The organism is Ectobacillus sp. OTK (assembly GCF_059698935.1).
This window is the reverse complement of record NZ_AP048547.1, coordinates 348,836-375,551: the sequence shown is the minus strand read 5'-3', so window position 1 is coordinate 375,551 and position 26,716 is coordinate 348,836. Positions and strand designations below refer to the sequence as shown.

Annotated in this window: 25 protein-coding genes and 1 pseudogene; 12 read left to right on the top strand and 14 right to left on the bottom strand. The window is 38.0% G+C overall.

The window, feature by feature from the left end; genetic code table 11:
• Positions 1-11: 11 nt before the first annotated feature.
• The 3 genes from AC6HZ4_RS01950 to AC6HZ4_RS01940 are packed head-to-tail and all read right to left on the bottom strand — an operon-like array spanning position 12 to position 1,331.
• A complete protein-coding gene (locus AC6HZ4_RS01950; protein ID WP_497495566.1) occupies positions 12-413 on the bottom strand; it encodes a vitamin K epoxide reductase family protein in 402 nt (133 codons plus the stop codon).
• Positions 374-640 (bottom strand): hypothetical protein, encoded by a 267-nt coding sequence (locus AC6HZ4_RS01945; protein ID WP_497493357.1) that lies wholly within the window; start codon positions 638-640, stop codon positions 374-376. The genes AC6HZ4_RS01950 and AC6HZ4_RS01945 overlap by 40 nt, the downstream gene beginning before the upstream one ends.
• 46 nt (positions 641-686) lie before the next feature.
• Positions 687-1,331, bottom strand: a complete 645-nt coding sequence (locus tag AC6HZ4_RS01940; RefSeq protein ID WP_497493355.1) for an ABC transporter ATP-binding protein — start codon at positions 1,329-1,331, stop codon at positions 687-689.
• Positions 1,332-1,363: 32 nt separating this feature from the next.
• Between AC6HZ4_RS01940 and AC6HZ4_RS01935 the strand changes: the two are divergent.
• Positions 1,364-1,834: pseudogene (locus AC6HZ4_RS01935) on the top strand (recombinase family protein); the annotation flags it as partial.
• Positions 1,835-2,175: 341 nt separating this feature from the next.
• Here the strand turns inward: AC6HZ4_RS01935 and AC6HZ4_RS01930 are convergent.
• The 3 genes from AC6HZ4_RS01930 to AC6HZ4_RS01920 all read right to left on the bottom strand — a co-directional run bounded on the left by AC6HZ4_RS01930 (position 2,176) and on the right by AC6HZ4_RS01920 (position 4,044).
• Positions 2,176-2,724 carry a VanZ family protein gene (locus AC6HZ4_RS01930; protein WP_497493354.1) on the bottom strand — a complete coding sequence of 183 codons (549 nt, stop codon included), beginning with the start codon at positions 2,722-2,724 and terminating at the stop codon, positions 2,176-2,178.
• Between the two features lie 186 nt (positions 2,725-2,910).
• On the bottom strand, positions 2,911-3,465 hold the full coding sequence (locus AC6HZ4_RS01925) for a hypothetical protein (RefSeq protein ID WP_497493353.1): 555 nt from the start codon (positions 3,463-3,465) through the stop codon (positions 2,911-2,913).
• Positions 3,466-3,723: 258 nt separating this feature from the next.
• Positions 3,724-4,044, bottom strand: coding sequence for a YjcN family protein (locus AC6HZ4_RS01920; protein ID WP_497493352.1), 321 nt, complete (start codon positions 4,042-4,044; stop codon positions 3,724-3,726).
• Positions 4,045-4,357: 313 nt separating this feature from the next.
• On the opposite strand from AC6HZ4_RS01920, the gene AC6HZ4_RS01915 reads away from it, so the two are divergent.
• Positions 4,358-4,774, top strand: coding sequence for a hypothetical protein (locus tag AC6HZ4_RS01915; protein ID WP_497493351.1), 417 nt, complete (start codon positions 4,358-4,360; stop codon positions 4,772-4,774).
• Positions 4,775-4,869: 95 nt separating this feature from the next.
• Here the strand turns inward: AC6HZ4_RS01915 and AC6HZ4_RS01910 are convergent, their stop codons facing one another.
• From AC6HZ4_RS01910 to AC6HZ4_RS01900, 3 genes are all read right to left on the bottom strand, one after another.
• Positions 4,870-5,409, bottom strand: coding sequence for a hypothetical protein (locus AC6HZ4_RS01910; RefSeq protein ID WP_497493349.1), 540 nt, complete (start codon positions 5,407-5,409; stop codon positions 4,870-4,872).
• A 197-nt stretch (positions 5,410-5,606) separates the two neighbouring features.
• Positions 5,607-5,930 (bottom strand): HIT family protein, encoded by a 324-nt coding sequence (locus AC6HZ4_RS01905; protein ID WP_497493348.1) that lies wholly within the window; start codon positions 5,928-5,930, stop codon positions 5,607-5,609.
• A gap of 58 nt (positions 5,931-5,988) precedes the next feature.
• Positions 5,989-6,384: a hypothetical protein gene (locus AC6HZ4_RS01900; RefSeq protein ID WP_497493347.1), complete on the bottom strand. Its 396-nt coding sequence runs from the start codon at positions 6,382-6,384 to the stop codon at positions 5,989-5,991.
• Between the two features lie 1,287 nt (positions 6,385-7,671).
• Between AC6HZ4_RS01900 and AC6HZ4_RS01895 the strand changes: the two genes are divergently transcribed.
• Both AC6HZ4_RS01895 and AC6HZ4_RS01890 read left to right on the top strand, forming a co-directional pair.
• Positions 7,672-8,229 (top strand): RNA polymerase sigma factor, encoded by a 558-nt coding sequence (locus AC6HZ4_RS01895; RefSeq protein ID WP_497493346.1) that lies wholly within the window; start codon positions 7,672-7,674, stop codon positions 8,227-8,229.
• The gene (locus AC6HZ4_RS01890; RefSeq protein WP_497493345.1) at positions 8,195-9,616 is read left to right on the top strand and encodes an anti-sigma factor; all 1,422 of its coding nucleotides are present in this window, start codon (positions 8,195-8,197) and stop codon (positions 9,614-9,616) included. The genes AC6HZ4_RS01895 and AC6HZ4_RS01890 overlap by 35 nt, the downstream gene beginning before the upstream one ends.
• A gap of 504 nt (positions 9,617-10,120) precedes the next feature.
• Here the strand turns inward: AC6HZ4_RS01890 and AC6HZ4_RS01885 are convergent.
• The 3 genes from AC6HZ4_RS01885 to AC6HZ4_RS01875 all read right to left on the bottom strand — a co-directional run bounded on the left by AC6HZ4_RS01885 (position 10,121) and on the right by AC6HZ4_RS01875 (position 14,453).
• Entirely contained in the window at positions 10,121-11,563 is a 1,443-nt protein-coding gene (locus AC6HZ4_RS01885; RefSeq protein ID WP_497493344.1) for a glycoside hydrolase family 1 protein, read from the bottom strand.
• A 100-nt stretch (positions 11,564-11,663) separates the two neighbouring features.
• Positions 11,664-13,499 carry a beta-glucoside-specific PTS transporter subunit IIABC gene (locus AC6HZ4_RS01880; RefSeq protein ID WP_497493343.1) on the bottom strand — a complete coding sequence of 612 codons (1,836 nt, stop codon included), beginning with the start codon at positions 13,497-13,499 and terminating at the stop codon, positions 11,664-11,666.
• A 375-nt stretch (positions 13,500-13,874) separates the two neighbouring features.
• Complete coding sequence (locus tag AC6HZ4_RS01875) at positions 13,875-14,453, bottom strand: TetR/AcrR family transcriptional regulator (protein WP_497493342.1); 579 nt, start codon at positions 14,451-14,453, stop codon at positions 13,875-13,877.
• 178 nt (positions 14,454-14,631) lie between these two features.
• Between AC6HZ4_RS01875 and AC6HZ4_RS01870 the strand changes: the two genes are divergently transcribed.
• From AC6HZ4_RS01870 to AC6HZ4_RS01855, 4 genes are all read left to right on the top strand, one after another.
• A complete protein-coding gene (locus AC6HZ4_RS01870; RefSeq protein ID WP_497493341.1) occupies positions 14,632-15,804 on the top strand; it encodes an MFS transporter in 1,173 nt (390 codons plus the stop codon).
• 277 nt (positions 15,805-16,081) lie between these two features.
• Positions 16,082-16,933 carry an aldo/keto reductase gene (locus tag AC6HZ4_RS01865; protein WP_497493339.1) on the top strand — a complete coding sequence of 284 codons (852 nt, stop codon included), beginning with the start codon at positions 16,082-16,084 and terminating at the stop codon, positions 16,931-16,933.
• A gap of 138 nt (positions 16,934-17,071) precedes the next feature.
• Positions 17,072-18,052 (top strand): aldo/keto reductase, encoded by a 981-nt coding sequence (locus AC6HZ4_RS01860; RefSeq protein WP_497493338.1) that lies wholly within the window; start codon positions 17,072-17,074, stop codon positions 18,050-18,052.
• Between the two features lie 199 nt (positions 18,053-18,251).
• Positions 18,252-18,902: an SDR family NAD(P)-dependent oxidoreductase gene (locus AC6HZ4_RS01855; protein WP_497493337.1), complete on the top strand. Its 651-nt coding sequence runs from the start codon at positions 18,252-18,254 to the stop codon at positions 18,900-18,902.
• A 130-nt stretch (positions 18,903-19,032) separates the two neighbouring features.
• On the opposite strand, the gene AC6HZ4_RS01850 is transcribed toward AC6HZ4_RS01855, so the two are convergent.
• Positions 19,033-19,629 carry an IS4 family transposase gene (locus tag AC6HZ4_RS01850; RefSeq protein ID WP_497493336.1) on the bottom strand — a complete coding sequence of 199 codons (597 nt, stop codon included), beginning with the start codon at positions 19,627-19,629 and terminating at the stop codon, positions 19,033-19,035.
• Positions 19,630-19,996: 367 nt separating this feature from the next.
• Between AC6HZ4_RS01850 and AC6HZ4_RS01845 the strand changes: the two genes are divergently transcribed.
• The 4 genes from AC6HZ4_RS01845 to AC6HZ4_RS01830 all read left to right on the top strand — a co-directional run bounded on the left by AC6HZ4_RS01845 (position 19,997) and on the right by AC6HZ4_RS01830 (position 25,430).
• Entirely contained in the window at positions 19,997-20,401 is a 405-nt protein-coding gene (locus AC6HZ4_RS01845; RefSeq protein ID WP_497493335.1) for a Na-translocating system protein MpsC family protein, read from the top strand.
• Between the two features lie 217 nt (positions 20,402-20,618).
• The gene (locus AC6HZ4_RS01840) at positions 20,619-22,151 is read left to right on the top strand and encodes an NADH dehydrogenase subunit 5 (RefSeq protein ID WP_497493334.1); all 1,533 of its coding nucleotides are present in this window, start codon (positions 20,619-20,621) and stop codon (positions 22,149-22,151) included.
• Positions 22,151-24,772: a DUF2309 domain-containing protein gene (locus AC6HZ4_RS01835; protein WP_497493333.1), complete on the top strand. Its 2,622-nt coding sequence runs from the start codon at positions 22,151-22,153 to the stop codon at positions 24,770-24,772. The genes AC6HZ4_RS01840 and AC6HZ4_RS01835 overlap by 1 nt, the downstream gene beginning before the upstream one ends.
• Positions 24,773-24,920: 148 nt before the next feature.
• A complete protein-coding gene (locus tag AC6HZ4_RS01830; RefSeq protein WP_497493332.1) occupies positions 24,921-25,430 on the top strand; it encodes a carbonic anhydrase in 510 nt (169 codons plus the stop codon).
• Between the two features lie 784 nt (positions 25,431-26,214).
• Here the strand turns inward: AC6HZ4_RS01830 and AC6HZ4_RS01825 are convergent.
• Positions 26,215-26,541 (bottom strand): TetR/AcrR family transcriptional regulator, encoded by a 327-nt coding sequence (locus AC6HZ4_RS01825; RefSeq protein ID WP_497495565.1) that lies wholly within the window; start codon positions 26,539-26,541, stop codon positions 26,215-26,217.
• Positions 26,542-26,716 lie beyond the last annotated feature (175 nt).

The window sequence follows — 26,716 nt, the reverse complement described above, 5'->3', positions numbered from 1 at the left end:
ATGGACAGCTTTTATGAATCAATAAATGTATAATGTTTCCGCTTTTTATGAAGATCTATCGTGGCGCTGGAGAATAGAAACGTTATAATGAGAAATGAGATTGTACACCAGAAACAAATAGCTTTAATTTTGAAAATTGATATATAGATCAAATATGAGGAAAATAAAAAACCTATAGCTGTAGTCAACCAATATGCGCCTGCAAATTTTAGACTATTCCTTTTTAGAACCAACATGTTAATAATTATTAAATAGCCTAATGCACCTATAAGCGGGATTGGCAAGCCTATGAATTCCGAATAAGAACTAAAGGCGACTTTTTCACATCCATTGGAAGGACAATACAGATAAGAATTTTGGTTCCACTTATTGATCAATAAATATAAAGACAACAAAAAACCGATCGTGGCCATGAAAATTTTAGGCATAAACTTGTTAATCCTCCTGAGATAGTTTCATTATTTGCTGCACTTTCCCTCGGTTTTTCGGTTGAAGGAGGACTTGTTGCGTCTTTCATATGGCTCTCAATATATTGATCTGTCAATTTCACTCTCATATTTTTTTCTCTGATAAACATACCTATAAAGAAAATCATAATGGCTGCTGAAATTATAAAGGTTCTAAACCAAATTTTTTTCAAGCGTAGCCCTCCTTCACTCCAAATATTAAATGAAAGCCCAGATTACTCAAAAACTGCTTGCTTCTGTATTAGGTGGATAAGCTTGCTTACACAGCTGGGCAAATATACTTTGCTTTTGCAATAGCTCCTCTGGAAACCCAGATTCAACTATTTTTCCATTTGATACAACGATGACTCTATTATTGCTGCTAATATTTGCTACACGATGGGTAATCGAAATAACTGTTCTCTCCTCAGCAAGGCGTTCGATCGCCTTTTGTATCAGCTCTTCAAAATGTGTATCCAATGAAGATGTAGCCTCATCTAGTATTAATATTGAAGGGTTTTGCAAAAACACACGGGCGATAGCGATCCGTTGTTTTTCCCCGCCTGATAGCTTATAGCCTCTTTCACCTACTACGGTTTCATATTTGTCCGGCAGGCTCATAATCTTCTCATGGATATAGGCTGCTTTGGCTGCTTTGATCATTTCTTCTTTAGTCGCATCAGGTTTAGCTAACAGAATATTTTCGCGTATAGTGGAGTGCAAGAGATATACTTCCTGTGATATGAGCCCAATATGCTTCGGTATTTCTTCTGATGAAATATCTTTAAGATTGACTTCGTCAATATATATGTCACCTTCGCATGGTTGATAGAGACGGGATAATAAATAAGCGATTGTCGCTTTTTCTGAGCCGCTATATCCCACAATGGAAACCTTTTCTTTTGGATGTACCGTAAAAGAGATATTTTTTTGAAAAGGTAACCGGAACAAAACGAGAGCGGCCGGAGTTAAACCATATGTTAGAATTTCTAAGGGAAGGTGATACGGTAGTCGTAACGGACTTAACTCGCTTATCCCGTTCTACGAAGGACTTAATTGAAATCACGGAGCTAGTCGCGCAACGAGGAGCTCACCTCAAGAGCTTAAAGGAATCTTGGCTGGATACGACAACAGCGCATGGAAAGATGCTGTTTACTATTTTTTCTGGAATTGCACAATTCGAAAGGGATTTAACCTCTGAACGGACAAAGGAAGGGATTTTAGCTGCAAAGAAACGAGGAAAGCTTCCTGGAAGGCCGAAAACCGATGAGGAAAAGGTTAATTATGCCTTATATCTTATAGATCAAGGAATGAATCGTACGGATGCTGCAGAGAAAGCTGGTATCTCTCGTATGACTCTGTATCGAAAGATACAGAAGGATAACTAAGGAGAACAAATAACAAGTAAGGCAAAGTAGAAATATTATCTGATTGGTACTGTCTACTTTGCCCTGGTTACAACAAACATTAATACTGGACCTAATAAAAAACGAACCGCCGCAGCGAATCGCCTCCGATGAATTTATGTACTAATAGCTACTAATTAGGCACTGTTTTCAGCATTGATTTATAACACCTAGTAATGACACCATTTGAACCGTTGATATTGTTAGGGTATTAATGCGGTGTCAATACTAATAAGTTATGAAACCATTTCGTGCAAAGGAAATTTAAAAAAACAACCCCGTCAAAGGGCTGGTTGACATAATTGCCGTTACAGGAAGTTAAATCAAAATCCTTTAGATGTTTTTTTATCAGGTTGCCTGTCTATAAAAGCCGAAGTAACTCCTTTATAGATTAGAAGTCCAATACATGTACCGCAGCTATTTAAAATGATATCATCAATATCAAATGATCTAAAAAGAAGCCCTAACTGAATACATTCGATTGTTAACGAACTTAAAAAACCTAATGCTATTATTCTAAAACCTTTACTTAATCTTTCAAATTTCATTGGTATTAGAATGCCAAAAGGTATAAACAGCAGAATGTTTCCCCCTATATTACGTAAAGGAACCATAAAATAAGAATGATACAGCAATTGATTTATGCTTGCAAAAGGAATAAAGTTGCTCTCCATTGGATGAAAATCGGGAATACCTATTGATATAGGGAAAATAGTGACACTGATTATCCCTACGATGTACATAAAACATGAAGTAGAGAGCAATTCCCCGTACAGTTTAAATTCATTTTTGCCTAACCTGTAATAGAGTATCTTATAGATAATCCAAATCATAATTGATAAAAGGGCAGGTAATGTAAATTTTATAACCAAAGTTTTCCTCCTTTTTAATCTATTTTATCCCAAGTAAAGAGTGTATATCCTATACAAACCTAGTTAACATAATCCGACATTATCAGCAGTCAATGTATCTAAAAACTTATAAAAAATACCCTCCAGCTAAGTGATCTGGAGGTATTGCTAATTCACATACTTCTCGATATAGAAAATGACCACGCATCACTTAGTATTTTTCCTGTTAAAAATGAAAGGAAGTAAAGAGATAAAAACAACAAGTGAAGCCGCAATTAAAACAAGTTTTAGTATCCGCATGCTTTCCTGTATGGATGCCAAGCTTTCTATCACTTCTAATGTCACAATATTTCCATCTTTCCATGTCATAGGAAGATGTGCAACAGCGTACTGGACCCCGTTGATGGATTTCACTTCAGTTGTTTGAGAACTGTTAAACATAGGTTTATTTAATAGTTCTGTTTCCTTTGTAACTGTCATAATCACGTTTGAGTCCTTATCTACGATACGAATCATTCCATTCAATGGTAAACGTGCTTTTAAAATATCAGATACACTAATATCAGATACATCCGTGTGATTCATAACAGGCTTCAATGTTTCAGCAATAGTTTCAGTCTGTAAACGAATGTGATCCAATTTATCGTCCGTTGTAATTTTATAAAATAATAAATAAAGAGATATATTGATAACGGGTATAATCAGTAATAACCAAATAGTTAAAAATAGATGAATTTTCTTAGTAAACATACATTTTTTCAATTAGGATTTCGCCCCTTTTATTAAACTTAATCTCATAATAAGAGCATTAAATGATAAGAAGATAACAGGATGATTAGAAAATGGTGAGAAAATATTACCAATAAAGGTAAAGCAAAATGTATATTCTATTCACGTGAGGTTAACATATTATCGGAATTCAATGTATTTAAGAGACTAGCAAAAACCCTTCAGTTAAAGCTGTCTGAAGGGTTTTAGTTTTCATATTTTTTGTAAATATATGTATTAATTGTATTTATTTTAAGGTCCGGTACCACAAGAAACTTCATATTTCCCATTTTCTAATTTTTTAGCATAACAGATGGGAGCCATCATCTCACCAGTTGGATCATCATAATCAAACCAGTATACATTATATCGCTGTCCGTATTCTTTATCTTCATAGTCACCCTTGAAAATAAGAGCGAAAAAACTTTGATACGGGTGTCCGGACTTATAGATCATTTCTCGGAATGCTGATCTTGCTGAATCGTTACTGTGAACAACGGGTGCTAATATTGGAGGGAAAATTCCAACTAATACTACTAAGAGTGCAATGAAAATTAAAACTTTTTTCTTCATAAATTCTCCTTTTTAGTAATTACTGTCATAAATTGTATCATGTAGAAATAGAAATTTTCTAAAGAAAAATTTTCCTGTATACCCTATACATGTCAGGTTAACATAACATCTCATTATCGGGAGTCAATGTATCTAAAAAACTATAAAAAATACCCTCCAGTTAAGCGATCTGGAGGGAGCGTATTAACATAATCCTCGAAATCGGAAGTTAAAAATTCTTAGTTTCTTGTTCAATTAAAAGATTCAATTAGTTCAACAAAAGTTACTAATACCACTTTATTTTTTAGGGGACAATACTTTTGAGGTGGTTGAAGTGATTAAAAAGGTATTAGTATGTATTTTTGTTTTCCAACTAATTTCAACAAATGGGATTGCTCAAACTAATCAGCAAATACAAATATTCGATATAAATAAAGGTAAGGTAATAAAGGTTTTACAAATGAACACTAATTTACAGCAAGAGGTAGAGAAATTTTTTGAAAGCATAACAGGTGTATATGTTAAATACAATCCTATTCCAAATAAAGGATTTATGATAAGAATTCCTTTAGAACCTAATATTAAGGTTAGAAACCAATGGTTTAATGACCTTGTAGATGAAGTAACAATCATATTTTCAGGTCAAGAGGAACCATATTTAATGGTTTTTGACGATGAAAACAGACCACATTTTTTAACATTTGAAGGTAATATAAGAAAATTCCTGGGATTAATGAACTTTAAACCATAGACCTCATGAAAAAGAAGTCTTTTTGATGTTCCTAAGAAATGATATTAAAAAACAGCCCTAAGGCTGTCAGTTAACATAACATTTGTTATTGGCAGTTAATATTTAATGTTTAGATATTCCAGTAGTTCATCAGCAGGTGCAAGATGTCCATAGATTTCAATTTTGGATGGGTCATCTTTTTCATCTGATGGTACGTTGTTTGAACCATAATTATTCATTACCCAGTTTTCCAATCTTTCATCAGGCGATGGAACCAGCTTGAAATAGACAGGAGCATAATGGGTCTTTGTGTACTTATAGATGAGATAATCCCCCTGCTTTGCAATCTCATTGTCGTCAATTATCAGTTTGAGTACACCTAGTGTTTTTGTTTGTCTGGCGTTATTGAGCTGAATGATTCGTTCGAATCTCTTGTTATTACTTTTATAGACCGTTTCCACGCCATTGTGCAAATACACAAGCTGGTCGGGTGTAGCCAATTTCGTAATATCTGTTAGATTCTGTCCCTTCACTTCAACATCTTGTACAGCTTTGTCTTCGGACTTCACTGTTGTTTCTTTGTTTACAGATGCCGAGCATCCTCCCAACACTACAATGACAACAAACAGACTGAATCCCCATAATAATTTCCTCATGGTTCCCCTCCTTTTCCTTATTGTACCATTTGGAAGAATTGATTGTTATGAAGATTCGGATGTATATTCTATACATGTGCGGTTAACATAACGCGACATTATCGGGAGTCAATGTATCTAGAAACCTATAAAAGCCCTCCAGATCCAAGCAGAGGGCTCTTGTGTTCATACAATCAAGTTTATCGGTAGTTGTTGAATTATTTTAAAACTTTTCCATATGCTACATGCCAGTGAAGATGTTTAGAATCTTGGTATTCTCCAAGGTTTGTGATAATCCGGCATGCTCCATGCTGTTCTTTTACTTGCGAAGCAACCTGCTGTAAAACACATAATAAATCTTCCCATATGTCTTTATCTTTTAAAGTTAGGAATGAGTCAATATGTTTCTTTGGCACAACTACAATATGGACTTCATAATAAGGGTTTGTATGATGATATGCTAATACATGTTCTGTTTCAAGTACGATTTTTACTTTTGTTTTTCCACTGAAAACTTCTTCACAGTAAAAGTCGTTCCCCATTTATCTGTCTCCTTTGAGATTAGTTAACATAAGATTCGTTATTGGCAGTTGAAACAGGCTACTCTCGAACTCCGTATCCGATAATTTTCAACGTCTCTTTGTCGGCGTAAACGAGCATATTGTTCGGTGCCTTCTTCTCGTTCGTTGTAAAGTAAAGAACTTGAATTTCTCTGCCCATGTAAGATGTGTCCTTGATTGGATAGCTCTTAATTGTATCCTTTGTTAAAACAAAAGTAGACACTTCTGCATCTCTCCATGTACCCCGTATGAGGTCTTTCCGTTCTTGTGGGAGTTGATTCCAAACTACCTCCCTCACATCTCCCGTCTTACTACTTTTGCTCATGGATGAACTCGTATTTGAAGCATTGCTTGTCTTCTTGCCATCTTGGTTCGAACAAGCAATCAGTCCTGACATCAGAATGGCTGAAACAGATAACAGCACCCATTTTCTCAAGCCAACTCTCTCCCATCTTCCTTCAAATGAACAGCAAACCCCTCTCATTCCGAGAAAGGGTTCATATCTTTAATACTTAACTAAAAAAACGAAAAAGGAGTCCAACTAAAATCAAAAATGAAAAAAACACTCCGACAAGAATCCCAAACACAAATAAAAGGCTGGATAAAATTTCCCATAATTCTTTCATTGTTTATACCCTTTTCCCTTTAAAAAAACCATATTAACCCATCTCCTCTTCTTCATTGTACCATTCAGAAGAAGCGATTTGTCGTTCCTTTTTGGATGAATATGGTATTCATGTGAAGTTTACATAACATATCATTACCGGCAGTGCCATACCCAGGGCATCCGCACCAACACTGGGTTTCTCTCATTCTAGGACAGTAGCAAATATGCAGGATTTTATGCAATGCCCTAGCAGCGCGGGTTTGGGACTCCCCATCCTTTGACAAGTCTCCTTACTTTTTGCATAAAATCCCGCATATTTTTTGGACATATTTTATTCATGGCAGAGATATAATGACAGGGAAATGGACAAGGACTCCCTGACTTGCAAGTTTGTTCATTTCTCCTTCTTGTTTTTTTGCGCCCCCCTCTGTTTTCAACGGCCCAGAGGGGTGTTCTTATTTGTCTTAAAACACAGATATTAGCCAGTAATACATTTTAGCTAAAACCCTGATTTTCTTACGCTAAGTCGGAAGCAAAATGTATGTTTTGTTTCATTACAGTTAATTGTATTTTCGACTGAAAAGCCAATATTTCTCTTCAGTACCTTTTATAACTATATCTTTAAGCATTGATTCAGAATAAATTATATCCCCCTCCAACTTAGAGAGGTTTATTTCTATCGCAGAAATACTGCTTTTTTCAATCTTTTGTGGCTTATGCTCGTCAACCTTATAAGTGTCACTTCGGAAGATAAACTGCACTGTTTTAAAGTAATAAATTGTCCTGAAAAAAAGTTGAGTCCTAAGACGATTCAACTTCTTTTTTATCTGGTAAAGAGTTGGTCGAGTAATGTCATTTTCTTCAGCAATAGGTACTCATCTTTCAACATTTGCAAAACATGTTGATAAATGACTCTATTCTGGAGATCTTTTGATGTATTTGAATATTCAATAGGACATCCTTTATAAACACCTTTTTCTTTTGCGATTACAATTAATACAACAAGAAACTAGACAAAGCTAGCTCCCAAAAAAGCCATTTGGAGTTGCTGCTTTTTTTATAAATTGTCACAAAAGTTTGCACCCGTTCGTTATATAGAGTGCGAGGAGGAGTTACATGAAAGATACAAACAAGGATTATGAAAAGATGGAAGAGTTATATGAGCTGTATGAACAAAAAATTTATTATGTAGCCTATTCTATTTTGAATAATATTCAGCAAGCCGAAGATGCAGTCCAAGAGACGTTTATTACTCTTTACCAGCATCTAGGGAAAATCCGCAGCTTGAACACCGAAGAGCTTAAACGCTACATTTTGAGAATTGCGAAAAACAAAGCGATTGACAGCTACCGGAAAAATAAACGACATGGAATATTCTTAGAAGAATATCAAAGAGAGGCGACAGATGTAGCAGATGAAAATATTGAAGATTGGGAACAACGTTTAATGTCTGAAGCTCAAATTGATACGTTGCTAACAACGTTAAATGAATCTTACAAACATGTTTTTAAGTACAAAATCTTCTATGAATTGAATTATCAGGAAATTTCAGAGCTAATGGGGATTACTGAAGTCAATGTCCGCAAACAGTTTGAACGAGCTCGAAAACGAGTACTTAATATGATAGGAGGTAGAGAAAATGAAGAATTCAAAGAACTCAAAAAAAATGGATGACTTAGCTGAAAAAATCGCTTTAGACGATTTTGATAAACTTGATGAACAACATACATTTTCAGATACATATACGTACAAAAAGAAATTGTTTATGGAGGAAATCAAGATGAAAGGTGAACAACCACAGGCCAAGCGTAAAAGGAATCGTATTTTAATTGCAGCTGCCTGCTTATTGATTGGCATGCCGACAACTGCTTTTGGAGCAGTAAAAGTATATGATATGATTGTCCAAAAACAAAATTATGAAGTAAATGTTTCAGTGACAAATAAGAACCCCAAAAAGATTGACAATTGGTATAAGTTGAAAGTCGACTATTTACCAGAAAATATGGAAGCAATTGACGACACTGCAATGAAATATTCTTTTAAAGATAACTACGCAGAGGGTGGGTTTTCATTCATTCTCTGGAAATTGGAGGAAAATTCAGATTTTTCAACTCTGTACTCAAACAGCTTCGAAGAAAAAGAAATCAATGGCAGAAAAGCAGTAATTGTCAATAAAGATGCTGGCAACGATAATTTAATGTTTAACAGACAGGTCTTTCTCTTATTCGAGGAAGAGGGGATTATGTTAGAAAGTTATATTGGAGCCGATATAAGTGAAGAACAAATGATGAAAGTCATAGAGAACATTTCACTTGAACCAACATCAGAGGAAAATGCATCATTTACAATGGATTATGATGAAACCCTTTTAAGCAAAGCGAATGAATCAACGGAATCAAGCGTCATTCCTTTGAAAAAAGACAGCAAACAACTATTTAGCGTAGGTCAAACGGTTCCAGTAACCATAATAGGTGGCAGCAAACTTGAATATGTTATAGAAAAAGTTGAAGTCTTTGATTCAATCATAGATTTTAAACAAGAGAACTTTAATGAAGTTGGACTAGTGAAACTAAGCGAGAATCAGGCTTTAGATCAGACGAAGAAGTTGATACCGTACAGACGGGATGCATATAAACTGGGAAATGGTAAAGATTCAATTGACAAATTAGTAGAGTCTCAATTAGTTAATCCTAAATTTGTCTACCTGACAACAACATTGAAAAATAATGGTAAACAAGCAACTGAAGAAATCTACATGCATCCGTCCTTACAAGTGCTTAAATCTGAAAATAATGCATGGAACTATGCTAGAGAAGATGGAATTGCGGAAGAAAGTATTATGACGACAGAAGTTGATTATCTAGAACCGCATGGAAACGGAAAAAGCTTTTACAATATTGGCAGTATTCCGCCAGGACAAACACTGAAGATTAACTTAGGTTATTTTGTAGATGAGGATAAACTGGATTCAATCTTCCTTGATGCTTTCCATTACAGTGGGTTTGGTGACAATGAAGACATGAATGCGGAAGATCGTTGGTGGATTGATATTCGTCAATAGTAAAAATAATAGAAACAAATAGATAAAAAAGTTGCTTATATTTAGCAACTTTTTTAGTGCAAAGAAACTTTTAAAAATACTCATTTCCCTTTATTTATAATAAAACACAATCTATCTTTTGTTTCTTTCTGGAACCCGAATTATACCGACGGATATTTCTGCAGAAGGCTTAAGAAAGCTTTTATCGTTGCTTTGAAGTAAAGTTTGATCAAAAATACCTCACAAACTTATATTTTATGGCAAATAAGAAGAATCCATTTTAAAAAAAGCTTGATCAAAATGGATTCCTCTCTAGCATATTTAAGTTTCGGTTTTATCAAAAAGTTTGATCGTTTTCTATCCTTGATCTTCAACAATAGCACCCATTACTTTAAGTACAATGCTTCACAATCCCCCACAGACTAAAAACTCCCTTCTAGAAGTAAGAAAGGGAGTTTTTCAGATTAGTCGTTATAAAACAAGGGTAATAAGGTTAATAAAGATGTAAAGATTAAATTTTGCTTGTTATAATTTTTTCCCATTTGTTGCTATTACATCTTTATACCAGAAGAAGGACTTTTTCTTTTTTCGTTCTAATGTCCCGCTACCATCATCGTGTTTATCGACATAAATGAGACCATAACGTTTGGACATTTCTCCTGTTGAAGCACTGACCAAATCAATACAGCCCCAAGGAGTATACCCCATCAGTTCAACGCCATCTTCAATTGCTTCCGCCATTTGTTCGATATGGGTGCGGAGGTACTCAATTCGATAATCATCGTGAATTGAGCCATCTTCCTCTACTTTGTCTTTGGCTCCTAAACCGTTCTCAACAATAAAAAGTGGTTTACGATATCTGTCATATAATTCGTTCAAGGAAACTCTTAATCCGATAGGGTCTATTTCCCATCCCCACTCACTCGCTTTTAGGAATGGATTTTTCATTCCTCCTAAAATATTCCCTTCTCCAATGTCAGAATCTTCCTTTTCTTTCCTTTCTGTAAGTGACATATAATAACTAAAGCTAATAAAATCAACTGGATAAGTTCTCAGAAGCTCTAAATCACCAGGTTGCATTTCAAGATTAATGTTATGTTCTTTAAAGTAACGCTTGATGAAAGCAGGGTATTCTCCTCTTACCTGAACATCACCACAGAAATTATTAAGGAAGCGCGATTTTTGTAGAGCATACATTACATTTTCAGGGTTACTATCATAAGAATATATAGGTGCATATATAATCATACACCCTATTTTTGCATCAGGAATGATTTCATGGCAAGCCTTTACCGCTAAACTGCTTGCAACAAATTGATGATGGAACGCCTGAAAGGTTGGCTGGTATTTGTCCTCCTCCCTTTGAATCGCAAAACCAAGACCCAGAATTGGCAGTTCAAGACCAGAATTGATTTCGTTGAATGTCAGCCAATACTTTACCTTGTTTTTGTAACGGTTTAAAATTACTTTTGTATATCTTTCAAAGAACGTAACAACTTCTCGACTTCTCCAGCCGCCATATTCTTTCACAAGATTTACCGGCATTTCATAGTGGGACATCGTGACAACTGGTTCAATACCATACTTATGCAATTCATCAAACACACGGTCATAAAAAGCTAAACCTGCTTCATTTGGTTCCAGCTCATCTCCATTAGGAAAAATCCTTGTCCAAGCGATGGACATACGGTATACTTTGAATCCCATTTCCGCAAATAACGCGATATCTTCTTTGTAGCGATGATAGAAGTCGATCGCCTCATGGTTCGGATAACTATATTTTTCTGTATCAATTTCAAAATCGAAGCCTGGTGACTGTAATAACTTGAGTCGTTCTTTTCCACCCGGTAGAACATCTGCAATATTTAATCCTTTATTCCCTTCATGAAAACCGCCTTCTAATTGATTTGCTGCGGTAGCTCCGCCCCATAAGAAGCCTTCTGGAAATTTTTTGTTTTCATAATTCATAATGTAAATCCTCCTCCATTACTATCTATTTACAATAGTTAAAACAATTTATATGAGGAAGAGTAATCAAGTCTCTCCCCGTATTTCTAAAAGAAGATGATTAAATGACTACTGTCAGTAAACCTTCGTTTGCCTGAATAGTTTCTTTATTGGTTTCAATAACATCTACATAATGATTTGTATTTGTAATAATAATTGGGGTAGTAATTGGATACCCAGCTTCTTTTATTTTTTCAATATCAAAGTTAACTAATAAGTCACCTTGGTTCACCCGATCTCCCTGTTTAACGACCGATGAATAGTATTTTCCTTCTAATTGGACAGTATTGATTCCGATATGGATTAATATTTCTGCACCTTGGTCTGACGTGATACCAATTGCATGCCCTGTCGGAAAAATTGTTGTAACAATACCATTAACAGGAGAGACAGCTTTACCAACAGTTGGCTCGATTGCGATTCCTTTTCCCATAGCTCCTGATGAAAACACTTGATCATCCACTTCTGCTAATGGCTTAACTACCCCTGTTAACGGGCTGACAATTGCTTCTTGTTTTGCAATTGGCTGTCCTGCTTCTACCTTGTTTTCTGCAACTTCTCTTTTCTTTTTATCTTCATATCCAAAAATTAAAGTTAAAATTGTTGTAGCAGCAAAAGAAATCAGCATAGCAATGGTGTATGGTACCAATGGTGAGTAGGCTGGAATACTTAAGAAAGATGGAAACGCAATTGACATTGCTTTTGCTCCAACGGAACCACTAATCGCTCCTCCAACAGCTCCAGCTATTACAATATAAGGAATAGTGCGCTTGTTACGTAGAATTAACCCATACAGAATTGGTTCTGTTACACCAGATAATGCTCCGGGCAATAACGTAGATCCAGCAAATGATTTTATGGTTTTGTCCGTAGTTTTTAAGAAAACACCCAATGCCAGTCCCACTTGTGCAAATATAGCGGCAGCAGCCATTGCTAGCAATGGATCTCCACCATTAGCTAAGTTTGCTACAACAATCGGTGTAAATCCCCAATGAAGACCAGTTAAGACGATGAAAGGCCAAGCGCCGCCCATTACAGCACCTGTTAAGATTCCACTTTTGGTAGATAAAAAGCTGATTCCCTGCCCAATACCATTACTCAGATATACACCGAAAGGACCTAAAGCAATTACAGTTAATGGTACGATGATGATTAATGACAACATTGGAACCAAAAACATTTGTATATCTTTATGAATAATTTTCTTAAGAAATCTGTCCAAAACAACATAGGCTCCGATTGCGATAAAAGCAGGGAACACGGAAGAAGAGTAATTCATCAAAACAACCGGAATACCAAGAAAATCAGAGACATCACCCGTATTCTTTAACAAGCTTGTAAAATTCGGCTCTAGTAATGCAGCTCCAATGGCTCCGCCCACGTAAGGATTTGCTCCAAGTTTTGTAGCAATTGTAATACCTAGAAAAATTGGCAGGAAGTAAAAGACAGCGTTTGCAGCTGCGGATAAAATAAAGTAAGTTCCACTTTCTGCTGATAATACCCCAGTCATTGTTAAAATAGCTAATAACACTTTAAGCATACCTGAACCAGCAAAGGCTCCGAGCAATGGAGAAAAACCCCCTGAAATAACTTCAAAAATTTGTGCCCCAATACTTCCTTTTGGTTCGTCTTTGGATTTTGTTTCATTACCCACATTCGCAATCTTTGTAATTACTTTATAAACCTCCGACACATGGCTTCCGACCACAACCTGAAATTGTCCACCTCTCTCTACAACGCTGATAATTCCATCTAAGTTTTGAAGGGCTTGCTTATTAGCTTTGTTAGGATTTTTTAATTTAAAACGCAAACGAGTCGCACAATGCACAACACTAGCTATGTTTTGTTCTCCACCGACTAACCCTACTATTTCTTTTCCTAGTTTTTCATAACTCATTACCATACACCCCCATTTTTAAAAAGAAAAACCTAAACATTAGAATTGAAAACGTAAAAAGTCACTCCTAGTTTTCATAGCTCACTGTCATCCACCTCCATTTTTTAAAAAAGAAAAACCTAAACCACTAAAATTGAAGACATAAGAAGTCCACAGTAAGACATAAAAAGTCCACCATAAGACATAAAAAGTCCACGATTTTAGCGATTTAGGTTTTGCCTGCATGACCAGTAACAATCCTGTATCACCTTTATTGATTTTTATTCGTTATTGGGCATCTGTCTATCATTATAAACATAAGGAAATCGCTTTCAATCACCAATTTCTCACGATTCGTGTATTAGTGCACAAATCGATTAAATTGTGTAATTATTTTTATCCCATTTCTTCTTCACTAAATTGAGGTAGTTTTTCCATGGAATCTAGCAGTATCAACATTTGTTCTTCCATAACATGAGGTGGATAAGGCATTTCATTCTTGAACCACCATTCCACTGCCCCTACGTAAGCCGCTCCAAAAAATTGAAGAATAACATCTGCGCTTAAACCGCGATTTTTTCCTTCTGTTATATTCCATCCATTCTTGATATCTTCGATGACAAACTCAAGGAACCGGCTACGGAAGAAAGGGGCTCCTTTACTGGCTAACATCGCCGAAAAGAATGAATAATGACGTTCAAAGTATTCGAACCAGCCCGGACTTCCATTTAAAACATCCATTTCAGATGTTGATTCGCATATCTCCCGCATTTCGTTAATGTGTTCTTCAATAAGCTTATCCAGTAGATCATACTTATCCAAATAATGAAGATAGATGGTTCTTCGATTCACATTGGCCCTGTCAGCAATATCCTGTATCGTAATGTGATCAAAATTTTTTTCAGACATCAGTTCAATAAAAGCTTTTTTTATTGCTTCTTGAGATCTGAGTATTCTTCTATCAACCGTAGACATTGTAAGAGTCCCCCATCCTTCTTAAAAATAAATACACAATTCCAATCAATCTGTGCACTAATACACAAATCGTGGTGATTTAGTGATTGTTAACATTCTGTTTCTGTTTATAATTATACACAGATGTGGCTTAAAACATCAATATGAATTAAAAACAAGGAGGAGTAAATAAAATACCATGAAAAATACCTGGAAAATTTACATGTTAGCATTCATTAGCTTTATAGTTGGCACATCAGAATTCGTCATTGCAGGGATTCTAGATAAAGTCGCTGCCTCTGCTAATATATCGGTATCAGCGGCAGGACAATTGGTCACTGTTTTCGCCATTGCTTACGCATTTGGACCTCCAATTGTCATGATGGCGCTGGCCAAAATGGATCGACGTAAGTTATTAATGCTTGCTCTCTCTATACTTGTGCTCGGCAGCGTTATGACAGTTACCCTTTCTGGTTTTATTTTTCTAATGGCATCTCGCATTGTACTCGCTATAGGAACGGGCGTTTTTGTCATCACTGCCATTACCATCGCGCCAAAACTAGCACCGCCCGGACGTCAGGCAGGAGCGGTTGCCACCATTGCAACAGGTTTCAGTGCCGCCCTTGTCATCGGTGTCCCAATTGGTCGTGTGGTGGCCACAGCATACGATTGGAAAACTATCTTCTGGGGCATCGGACTCATATGCCTGCTGGCAATCTTCTCCGTTGCACGGACAATTCCGGTCACAGAAGGCGATGCGCCAGTCCCTCTGGGCAAGCAGTTAGCCTTGTTGAAGAAACCAAACATCTTAATGGCCCTTGGTATGACTCTATTCGTATTTATCAGCTATTCGGTGGTCAATACGTTTATGACCCCATTCTTGTCCTCCGTCATGAAGATGGGTGATCGGGAAATAAGCGTTGTTCTCTTTGGGTTAGGTATCGCGAGCTTGATCGGCTCCAAGCTTGGTGGTTTCCTGGCTGATCGAATCGGTACCACTCGTACGCTTTTCGGCAGCAATGTCTTCCAAGTTCTCGCCCTCATACTGCTGTCCATCATCTCTGGATCGGTAATGGTTTCTATCACATTGCTCATAATCTGGATGATTGCTGCATGGTCGTTCGGATCGGTACAGAACTATAACGTTGTCTCTCTTGCTCCGGAAGCGTCCGGTATTATGGCTAGTCTAAACAGTTCTTTTGTCCAGATTGGCATTGCCGCGGGTGCTGGTATCGGGGGGATTGTCGCGGGGAGCTCATCGATGCTAGCGATTATTTGGATTGGGGCTGCCTCAGTCACAATTGCTGTGCTTATTGCGGCCATCTCATCTGGCCTTACTCGTACGTCCGAAAAAAGTATTGCGACGAAGTGATGGGAAATCACATAAGAAAAAAGGTGGGAATAGAAAGAATGGCCCATGTGCAAAGAGTGCAGAGAGGGCTCGTCGAACAGAAACGGTCTGTCTAGGACCGTGGAGAAACGCTGCTACCACTGTGGACATAACTCCACAATGGCGTAACCTTAATAAGGAGCTGACTCAAAGTCCCTTTTGGGACTTAAATACAAAAGTGAATCCCAACAATAGAGGATGTAATGTGATAAAAATGCATAAATTGACACTTAATATTTAAAACATGGGAGGATTTCATATGCAAAAAGTAATTTTGAACAATGGTGTTGAGATGCCTATACTCGGCTTTGGTGTTTATCAGATTGAAGATGCAAATGAATGTGAACAGGCCGTTTATGATGCCCTTATGGCGGGTTATCGCTTGATTGATACAGCAGCGGCTTATATGAATGAAAAAGCGGTCGGCAGAGCTATCAAACGGAGTGGTGTTCCAAGAGAAGAAATATTTATTACGACAAAACTCTGGATTCAGGATGCTGGTTATGAGCGTGCAAAGAAAGCATTCGCAAAATCACTGGAACGTTTACAGGTAGATTATTTAGATTTGTATTTAATTCATCAGCCTTTGGGCGATGTATATGGTTCTTGGCGTGCGATGGAGGAATTGTATCGTGAAGGAAAGATCAGGGCAATTGGAGTTAGTAACTTCTATCCGGACCGTCTGGTAGATTTGATTACTCATAATGAAGTAGTTCCTGCAGTAAACCAGGTCGAAACACATCCTTTCTGCCAGCAAATCGAAAGTGCAAAATTTATGCAGGAAAATAATGTTCAGATAGAATCCTGGGGGCCTTTTGCTGAAGGAAGAAATAACATGTTCCAAAATGAAGTATTAGTAACAATAGCCAAAAAGTATAATAAATCCGTTGCCCAGGTGATTTTACGTTGGTTGACTCAAAGAGAAGTGGTCGTGATTCCTAAGTCTGTTCATAAAGAAAGAATCATTGAAAACTTCAATATCTTCGACTTTCAATTAAACCAAGAAGATATGGAGACGATTGCTACGTTAGATACGAAAGAGAGCGTGTTCTTTTCACATAGAGATCCCGAATTTGTAAAATGGCTCGGTAACGTTAAATTTGATATTTAAAAAACTAGTCTTTGTTTCAAGAAGGATACAGAAAAAGGCTGAATAGCATCGTTTAAGAAAAGTTCCTTTTTTTAGAGGAATCTTGCTTGGGCTTTTTTAGGAACAACATATAATCTTTTAGAAAGAAGGGGTAGTAACATGAAATATACAAAACTAGGAAATACTGGTTTGGATGTATCTAGGCTTTGTCTTGGATGCATGGGATTCGGTGATGCTAAGAGTTGGGTTCACCCATGGGTACTTAATGAGGAAAGCTCTCGTCCAATCATAAAAAAGGCTCTGGAATTAGGTATTAATTTTTTTGATACAGCGAATGTATATTCGCTCGGAAAAAGTGAAGAAATTCTAGGACGAGCTTTAAAAGATTATGCCAATCGTGACGAAATTGTACTAGCAACGAAGGTTTATAATCGCATGCATGAAGGTCCAAATGGTGCGGGGCTTTCCCGAAAGGTAATCATGAGTGAAATTGATAAGAGCCTTAAGAGACTCGGAACGGATTATGTAGACCTTTATATCATCCACCGCTGGGATTACAATACCCCTATTGAAGAAACGATGGAAGCATTACATGATGTGGTGAAGGCTGGGAAGGCAAGATACATTGGTGCTTCTGCCATGTACGCATGGCAGTTCCAAAAGGCATTACATGTAGCAGAGAAACATGGGTGGACAAGATTTGTCTCAATGCAGAATCATTTAAACCTCATATACCGTGAAGAGGAAAGGGAGATGCTGCCACTTTGTAAGGAGGAAGGAATTGGGGTAACTCCGTATAGTCCGCTCGCATCGGGGAGATTAACACGTGATTGGTCGGAAACAACGCATCGTTCCGAAACGGACCAAATTCAAAAATCTAAATACGATGCAACTGCTGATGCAGATCGGTTAGTTGTTGAGGGGGTTGCATCACTCGCAGAAAAACGTGGTGTTCCTCGCACTCATATCGCACTTTCTTGGCTTCTTCAGAAAGAACCAGTAACAGCTCCGATTATCGGTGCTACGAAAATATCACATCTAGAAGATGCAGTAGGCGCTCTATCGATTAATTTAACGCCTGAAGAAATTGCGTTCTTAGAAGAGCCGTATGTACCACACCCAATAGTTGGTCATAATTAATTGAGGTTTAACAAAATATTACTAAAATAAAAAACCCGGTTTCTGCAAATTAGGAGGAACTGCAAAGGGTTCTGCGATTTCATTGTTCTCGTTTATTCCATTTATGGGTGCAACTCTTGGACCGATTGTAGCTATGGGTATATTGAAAAAAAGTAGCTATCTTTTAACTTTTGAATTTAAATTTGTAGGAGGATGAAAAATGAGTAAAAAACTTATCGTTGTTGTTGGAGCAGGTCCTGGTGTCGGAAATCATGTTGCAAAAAAATTTGGCGGCAATAATTTCCGTGTCGTCTTGGTTTCCCGTAACCAGGATGCACTGGATCAATATGTGAAGGAGTTGAGCTCGGAAGGAATCGAAACTTACGCCGTAGCAGCGGATGCGGCAAGTCCGGCATCGCTAACAGAAGCTTTTGACCAAATCAAGAAAAACTACGGTACAACGGATGTGCTGGTGTACAACGCTGCTGTTCTGAAAGGCGGAAAACCAACTTCCCTTACGGCAGAATCCCTTGTATCCCATTATCAGGTGGACGTAGCCGGTGCATTGCATTGTGCATTACAAGTTATTCCCGATCAAGTAGAACAAAAAGCAGGAACAATCTTCTTCACAGGTGGCACGTTTGCGCTGTATCCTATGGCAGACTACGCTGCTTTGTCCATAGGCAAAGCAGCGCTGCGCAACCTAGCCTTTACTCTGGCTGAAGAACTAAAGCCTCAAGGCGTTTTTGTTGGTACGGTTACTATTGGCGGTATCGTGGCTCCTGGCACTCACTTTGCGCCTGAGCTAATTGCAGAGAAATACTGGGAGCTGTATGAAAAACGCGAACAGCACGAAATTGTGTACAGCTAAAGCTCAGGCTTTCTGATTCAAAAACATTCGTGTTGTTCGAATATAAAAGCATCACTTCAAATGCTTGGAACAAATGATCTCTGTTGGTTCAACAGAGATCATTTCCATTCTTAATTGTGCAATTTCGAACCTAAAAGTAGCCAAGGTCTCCAATGCGGACATCATCTTTTTCCAGAGAATCTATACAATGCGAACCATATACCTGGTCATTTTCTTTCCCTTCTCCTACATGAAGATGAAGTACATCTCCGCTCAATAAGTCACATTCAAACTGAATTTTCACGCCAGCTTTATGAGCACTTCCACCAGCACCTGCATACTTATCTGCGAATATATCAGGTAATTGAAATACGGTCGAATCGAGTACACGAATGCGACGAAAATGTTCCGTATGAGCACCAGAAATAGCAGGTTGTTTCGCAATCTTCTTTTGAAGCAATTCAGTGAGAATATCGTGCAATAGTTGGACAGCAGCGAGGTTAAATCGTTCATTCAGTCCCTGTGGACTGATAAGTACCTCTGTTGCTTGCTGCATAATTGATTGAGGGAGGAAGATGCGATTTCTTGACTGAGCCAGACACAGTGACACAAGGTTTTGTCCACTGTACTTACTTGTCCTGCGGACAAATCCTACCTCTTTTGCGAGTCTGTGAAGGATTTTAGGGGATAAATGACTATGTAATTCCTGTACAAAGAGTTGCAGTTGTTCGTACAATAAAGTATTCATAAAAACGCCATCCTTATCAATTACTCTACTAAAAGGATAGCCTATTTTAATCACATAGGGGATATATATGGAAATTAGCTTGATAGGCATGCGTAAGAACCCCATTTATAATAAAATATTCCTTCACATATTGACAAACTTTATATTTTATGTGTAAAGTATAATATAGCTAAATAATCGATAGATATTATTTTTAACTTCTTTATTAATTAGTGCTTTAGCATATTGTTAATACATTTTAATTGACTAATATGAAAAAGCATCATGTAAAAATAAGAAGGAAAGAATAAGATAAATCGGTATATTTCTCGACTAGGGGACTAGTACTAGTATGGGGAATATACCGTTTTTTATTAAGGGGGTAATTATGAGTAAGTCAAAAGGATATATTGAAACAGAAATAAGTAAAGCAATAACTCAATGGGAAAAAGATTTTCTTGGACGCGGTTCAGTATCCGTTAAAACTGATATTTTACGGGATATGATAATAGTGTTTTTACGTGGTATTCTGACACCCGCTGAATATTCTGTTTGTGAAACAAAGGAAGGAATGTTATCCGTAAAGCGGGTGCGATCTGAGTTGGTTGAGTCAGGTATAGACAACCTAAAAGAAATTATTCTAAATATAACTGGGGAAGAAGTAAAAAGTTTTTACACTGATATAAGCACTCGTACCGGGGAACGGATTATGGTATTTAAATTATTTAATGATTTAGGGGAAAAGCTTATAAAAATAAACATAAAGGGAGATCTTCAAAAAACTTTGAGTTAGTTGAAGATAAACCGACAACTTTTAGAATTACGGTTAAGTCCGTTTTATTCTGAAATTTGTCGGTTTTTTTATTGTACAAATCACATGTTAAACCGGAAAGGAAAGAAACCAAAGTGAAGGAAATCGTATTGCAAAATTTGCTCTCATCTATTGTTTTTATAATTGTTTTAGGAGCTTTAGCTGATACGCTCAAATCATTTCAATGGAGGGATATTGGATGTTGGTTTCACTGAACTTTTTGTCATTTCCGACAGCATTTTTTGTATCACTTGCTGTCGCTGCGCTTAGCGCGTTATTGCTGTTACATCCACGGATTCCCTTGAATATGGTTCGTATTCACGTGGGTATCATTGCGATCCCTCCATTAATCGCCCTGTTAGCCCTTGTCGCTAACAATACGAATGGGATATTGGGACCTTGGCGCTTCGATCCCCTGGCTTGGTTGATGGCACTGTTTGTTCTTACGATAGGCTTGATTATACAGCGTTACTCCGTCCGTTACTTACTTGGTGATCAATCTTATCGTAAATATTTTGCACTTTTAACGCTCACTACAGGTGCTGTATCAGTTACTTGGCTAAGTGATGATCTTCGTTGGTTGTTAGTTTGCTGGGGAGTAACTCTTCTAGGACTGACATTACTCATAGGGTTAAACAGAGAGTGGCAAGTAGCGAGAAATACAGCTGCACTTTCCGGTCGCCTATTTGCGCTCAGTTGGCTGGTTTTGTTGTTAGCGATAACCTGGCTGGCGCAAGTCACGGGACACTGGCAGTTATCACTTGCACTATCTGGTGACGGTTTAGAGAAACTTGTCTCATGGGAGCGGACGGGGGTCAATCTGCTGCTAGTATTGGCAATGGTGATACCAGCCGCACAATGGCCTTTCCAACGCTGGCTGTTAGAATCGGCGGTTGCTCCGACACCGGTTTCCGCGGTTATGCATGCAGGGTTAGTGAATGTCGGTGGAATTATGCTGACTCGATTCGCACCTCTTTTTAATGGTGATTTAGCTCAGATCTTTTTGCTTGGCCTGGCTAGTATCTCAGTCTTGCTAGGGACTGGAATTATTTTGGTTCAGGTTGATTACAAACGTCAGTTAGTTGCCTCTACAATTGCGCAGATGGGGTTCATGCTGATTCAATGTGCGTTAGGTGCTTATGTGGCTGCCATAATCCATCTCATATTACATGGCCTATTTAAAGCAGCCCTTTTCTTGCAGGCTGGCTCCGCGGTGCGCCGCTACGAGATAACGTCTTGTACGTCCCAACGATCATCATTGTTATGGAAAATCGCAGGGATGGCTTTAGGTTTTTTAGTAGGGGCCGGTTTTTGGTTGGCGTCTCCTGAAGAGGGGTATCAACTGATTAGTTCCCTCATCTTAGGATGGTCACTGTCGTTTGCTTGGACACGGCTGATCGCTTTCAATCAAGGAAGCATCGGTCGTGTTGCGGGATTTTCCATGTTGGGAGCATCGGTAATGGTGTTCGGCATCATTCATCACGTCTTATCCGGATTGTTATATACAACGGTTCATCAAGGTGCACAACTGCCTATGCCAGTGGCTGTTTTAGTTCTATTCATCTTGTTATTCGGTGGTGCTATAGGGATGTGGGTAGCTCGCAATCGTTCTTCCACTTCCTTCGCAGTGCTTTATCTTTGGCTCGTACGGCTAGGTGATCCTCATCCAGTGTCGGTCGAAAGTCACCCAAAGTATCTTACGCAATACCTTTCCCGAGGAGGTAATGAATAATGAATGCAACGTCAACACTACCCAAAACATTAGAGGAAAATTTAACTCTTGATTCCATTGATCTCGACATAAACGATTTAGTGAAGTCAGCCAGCCGAGTCATTGCACCACTTTGGCCTATTGCTACATTTGCGGCACGCAATCCTTGGATGGGACTTGAAGGACAATCATTTGAACAGGTGGCACGCTGGCTCAAAGATACTCGTGATGTGGATATATATCCTAGTGCTTCCGTGATACAATCTGCGCAGCAGCGAGGAGAGATTGATAAGGATTTTCTTGAAATGAGGCTTCAATGTTGGCTTGACTTACAATCTCTTGATTTGCCACGCGGGGTGGCAGAACGATTTTGTCGGGCTGCACTTAAGCTGGATGAACTGCCTTCCGACCTATTGGTAGCACCTGAGTTACAGAGCTTAGCACAGAAACTAATCAGTTTGGAGCCTCAAAACACTGAGAAATATTCGTTAAAACCATTAAGTCTTTGTTTAGAACAGCAGGGCGGTGAGAAAGTGGCTCACACTCTTGATCATCACGTAATCAAGTGGTGTAAGTTGTTCTTGGATGATTCCCAGGCAGCTTGGTCTCTGCCAAATCGTGAGGAGGGTTTCTATCGTGCGTGGCGTAAACTTGTTGAGCATGATCCTGCGCTCAATCGTACTCAGCGGAAGCAACTTAAAAATTGGCCGCAAGGGGCGAATGCTGCACTAAAAGAGGCATTGTCGGCACTTGAAATCCCTCAGTCAGAGATACAAAGCTATCTTGAAGCTCATTTACTTACTTTGCCAGGATGGGCAGGAATGATGCTCTGGCGCTCGCAACAATCCACCCAAGAAAGCTCACTTCTAATGGAATATTTAGCCGTTCGGATTTCCATGGAGTGGATTTTACTTAAACCTTATCTGCCTCTACCTAAGCAAACATCTGAAAGTAAAGTATCACTGGTTCCGCTCATTGCGGCTTGGGCTCATTGGGGGAACATGCCGATTGAAAACTGGTTGCGGTTGTCTTCCACCGAACAAAAAGAATATTTAACGCTCGCCTATCGCTTTGATGAGATGGTTCGCAGGAAGCTCTGGTTGGAAGCCTGGGAGGAAACATACGCAGATGAATTAAGTGAGAAAATTGTCTCGAAGAAGCATGAAACAAAAAAGATAAAGTCGACTTTAGCACAATTTGTATTCTGTATTGATGTACGTTCGGAGCCTTTTCGCCGTGCACTAGAAAAAGCCGGTCCTTTTGAGACGTATGGAATGGCTGGTTTTTTTGGATTACCTATTGAAACATGTGAACTTGGAAGCGAACATACTCATTCCTCTTTGCCCGTCATACTTGAACCGCAGCATAAAGTAAAAGAGTATTCATCTGAGTGTGAATCCAAACAATATCAACAACGCCGAAATGCGGTGAATTCACTCAGCTACTCGTTTAAAGCGATGAAGCAAAACTTGCTTACCAGTTTATTATTGCCAGAAGTAAGTGGTCCCTGGTTTAGCCTGCAAATGTTGACGCGCAGCTTTATTCCACGTAGCGCTGGTCATACCTTATCTCAACTTCGGGAAGCATGGTTGCGGAAACCTTCTACAAAACTGTCAATCGATCACGTGCAAACTTCAGAAACGGAGTTGTCGGTTGGTTTTTCTGAGGAAGAGAAAGTGCACTATGTACGACAAGCCCTGAAAATGATGGGACTCAGAAATAATTTCGCACCATTAGTCGTGATTTGTGGGCATGGAAGCCGTAGTACTAATAATCCATATGCTGCTGCGTTAGAATGTGGTGCTTGCGGAGGGGCATCGGGTGGATTCAATGCACGGGTTCTAGCGACTTTGTGCAACCTTCCAAAGGTAAGGGCGGCCCTCAAGGCTGATGGGATTTTGATTCCAGAGGACACGGTTTTCGTGGCTGCTGAGCATATAACCACGCTTGATGAATTACGTTGGCTGTATGTGCCTGAGCTTTCAGAGGCGGCTCAACACGCATTTCATGGTATCCAGGCGACGTTACCACAGGTTAGCCATCATGCGAATGCAGAGCGGGTATCACAATTGCCCAATTTGGGTTCCCGTTTCAAAAATCCGAAGAATGAGGCACAACGCTTTGCTGAGGATTGGAGTGAAGTACGTCCGGAATGGGGGCTAGCGCGTAACGCCGCGTTTATTATCGGCCATCGCGATCTAACAAAGGAGTGCAATCTGGAGGGAAGAACCTTTTTACACAACTACAACTGGCAAGAGGATGAAAATGGTGAAATACTTGCCAATATTATCGCTGGCCCAGGCACAGTTACCCAATGGATTAATCTACAGTATTACGCATCTACCGTTGCACCTCATTATTACGGCAGTGGAAACAAAGCTACCCAAACAGTTACGGCAGGTCTTGGTGTTATGCAGGGAAATGTCAGTGACTTGTTAGCCGGGCTTCCTTGGCAATCGGTGATGCAATCAGATCATGAGGTTTATCATGCTCCTCTCCGTTTACTGGTAGTTATCCAAGCACCACGGAAATATGTGGAGCGATTGCTGGATCGTGATTGTGCGTTTCGTCAAAAAGTAAAAAATGGATGGATTCGCCTGGCAACCATAGATCCAAAAGGATATTGGGAGAACTGGTCTTAAACACTTATATTATGAAGATGTTTCATCGTTTTTATAATCATTCATTTTATAAATCAATTGACAGCTACGTCATGGCTCGATTTCTAGTACGTGTGGTCAAGGGAATATTATTTTAAACAATTTTCAAATAATCAATGGGGTGAATGTTATGTATTTAGATGAAAACAAAAAAGCGTTATTTGTGATCGGAATGGATCAAAAATTGGAACAACTCTTACAACAAGCGACTAATATCCATCCAAAAAATATGTTAGTCCTAAGTAGTTTTGGACCTGTGATTTCACACCCTTACAGCGATTTAATGCGAGATATCATTATTGCAATTTATCAGGAAAATATTGAGGAAGTTTTTGTTGTTGGTACAACAGAGGGTCAAGGGAACACAGTGGATAAACAAAATTTACTTAACAAAATATGTGATAGTGAAAGAGTAAAGAAGAACATACAAACTTTTGATTATCTTTTTCAAAATTGTATGCCGGAATTCCCAAATGTCAGTGTGAGTGATTGGTTAGAGGGAAGCAAAACTGTAGCTGAGGGCATACAGAAAAGTGTCAACATCATTCGTCATCATCCGTTGATCCCATCTCATGTTAAGGTTCATGGTTTATTTATGAATAGTGAGAAAGAACAATTAGTAGAAGTCGATGTTTCATGAAAAAACGACTACTATAGGGTTTAAAAGTTCTATTTCATTGTTATATTTTTAAATCCACATTTCTACTTAGATGAGTGATTGAAGTTGCATGGACTGTGTACTGTTAAATAAAAAAGATTTTCATTATGTTGTAAACCGTTTTCCACATTTTGAGATGTTCAAAGGAGCTTACATCTTTCTAGGATCAACTCATTGAAAATAAATTAAATATAGTTAAAAAATCCTTTTAGAATTGAATCTAGAAGGATTTTTTTATTTAAGGTTATGGTACTTCCCTTACTTTTTGGGGTACTGACGCATAGCCATCAATCTAACAAAAATAAACTACCCCAAAACGAGAAAATTGAGCAATTTGCATAAGATCTTTGTTTTGGAGTAATTCTAAATTCTTACCTTGATGGGCATGGGGTCCTGCCGACAAAACACGGATATTATACGCTAAGACATTATTTGGAAGATGAAACCCTGATTTCCTTATGCTAAGCAAATTCAAACCTAAAAAAGCCGATTCCTGTGCGGTTCTTTTTTATACATGTGTTTAACCTAAATTTAAGAAAGATCTGCTTTCTACCGATTTTTGTAAAATTAGAAATTCGTATTATTTTATTGGATTTTTTTATACTTCGGATAACTTTATCCCACCTAATAAATAGGGAATAGCAGTTTTAATATATTCTTCAGCTAATAACGAGCCATTATGCTGCCAATCCACACAAGCCCCATATAAACCCCAACTTAGCAAAACAGCACCGACTTTAATTGATTCATTTTCACGTTTGTTATTCTATTTTAAAAGAAGTGAGTAAAGAACATGCTCTAATTCTTTTTTTATTTTGTTTTCAATAACCGTACTAAATGATTCATAATTCTTTTTACATTGAATACTTAAATCTGTTTGAAATTTTGTAACAGCTAGGAAGATTTTAATAATTGTTTGCTCATTTAATTGATCGTGACAACTCAGTTTCTCTTGGATATTTTTTAGTATGTTTTCTGAAAGCACAGCATCTTGTAAATCATATTTATCTACAAAATGAGCGTAAAATGTAGCACGATTAACTTCTGCTTCATCGGTGATGTCCTTGATTGTAATGTCTTTAAAACTTTTGATTAGAGCTAATTTGATGAAAGCTTCAATTAATAGTCTTCTAGATATTGCAAATAGCTTTACAATCCATATAAGGATTATTGTAACAATTTACCTTAGTAAATTAAATGGTTTATTCAAGTAACCTGTACCGTTAGCTTAAGTATATTTCTTCAAAATCTTCTCTATATTTCAACAT

Bases quoted from the DNA above. Each gene is read 5' to 3' on its own strand.
- AC6HZ4_RS01950 (WP_497495566.1), bottom strand. From the start codon at position 413: ATGGCCACGATCGGTTTTTTGTTGTCTTTATATTTATTGATCAATAAG.
- AC6HZ4_RS01920 (WP_497493352.1), bottom strand. From the start codon at position 4,044: ATGAAGAAAAAAGTTTTAATTTTCATTGCACTCTTAGTAGTATTAGTT.
- AC6HZ4_RS01910 (WP_497493349.1), bottom strand. From the start codon at position 5,409: ATGAGGAAATTATTATGGGGATTCAGTCTGTTTGTTGTCATTGTAGTG.
- AC6HZ4_RS01905 (WP_497493348.1), bottom strand. From the start codon at position 5,930: ATGGGGAACGACTTTTACTGTGAAGAAGTTTTCAGTGGAAAAACAAAA.
- AC6HZ4_RS01895 (WP_497493346.1), top strand. From the start codon at position 7,672: ATGAAAGATACAAACAAGGATTATGAAAAGATGGAAGAGTTATATGAG.
- AC6HZ4_RS01890 (WP_497493345.1), top strand. From the start codon at position 8,195: ATGAAGAATTCAAAGAACTCAAAAAAAATGGATGACTTAGCTGAAAAA.
- AC6HZ4_RS01885 (WP_497493344.1), bottom strand. From the start codon at position 11,563: ATGAATTATGAAAACAAAAAATTTCCAGAAGGCTTCTTATGGGGCGGA.
- AC6HZ4_RS01880 (WP_497493343.1), bottom strand. From the start codon at position 13,499: ATGAGTTATGAAAAACTAGGAAAAGAAATAGTAGGGTTAGTCGGTGGA.
- AC6HZ4_RS01875 (WP_497493342.1), bottom strand. From the start codon at position 14,453: ATGTCTACGGTTGATAGAAGAATACTCAGATCTCAAGAAGCAATAAAA.
- AC6HZ4_RS01870 (WP_497493341.1), top strand. From the start codon at position 14,632: ATGAAAAATACCTGGAAAATTTACATGTTAGCATTCATTAGCTTTATA.
- AC6HZ4_RS01865 (WP_497493339.1), top strand. From the start codon at position 16,082: ATGCAAAAAGTAATTTTGAACAATGGTGTTGAGATGCCTATACTCGGC.
- AC6HZ4_RS01860 (WP_497493338.1), top strand. From the start codon at position 17,072: ATGAAATATACAAAACTAGGAAATACTGGTTTGGATGTATCTAGGCTT.
- AC6HZ4_RS01855 (WP_497493337.1), top strand. From the start codon at position 18,252: ATGAGTAAAAAACTTATCGTTGTTGTTGGAGCAGGTCCTGGTGTCGGA.
- AC6HZ4_RS01850 (WP_497493336.1), bottom strand. From the start codon at position 19,629: ATGAATACTTTATTGTACGAACAACTGCAACTCTTTGTACAGGAATTA.
- AC6HZ4_RS01845 (WP_497493335.1), top strand. From the start codon at position 19,997: ATGAGTAAGTCAAAAGGATATATTGAAACAGAAATAAGTAAAGCAATA.
- AC6HZ4_RS01840 (WP_497493334.1), top strand. From the start codon at position 20,619: ATGTTGGTTTCACTGAACTTTTTGTCATTTCCGACAGCATTTTTTGTA.
- AC6HZ4_RS01835 (WP_497493333.1), top strand. From the start codon at position 22,151: ATGAATGCAACGTCAACACTACCCAAAACATTAGAGGAAAATTTAACT.
- AC6HZ4_RS01830 (WP_497493332.1), top strand. From the start codon at position 24,921: ATGTATTTAGATGAAAACAAAAAAGCGTTATTTGTGATCGGAATGGAT.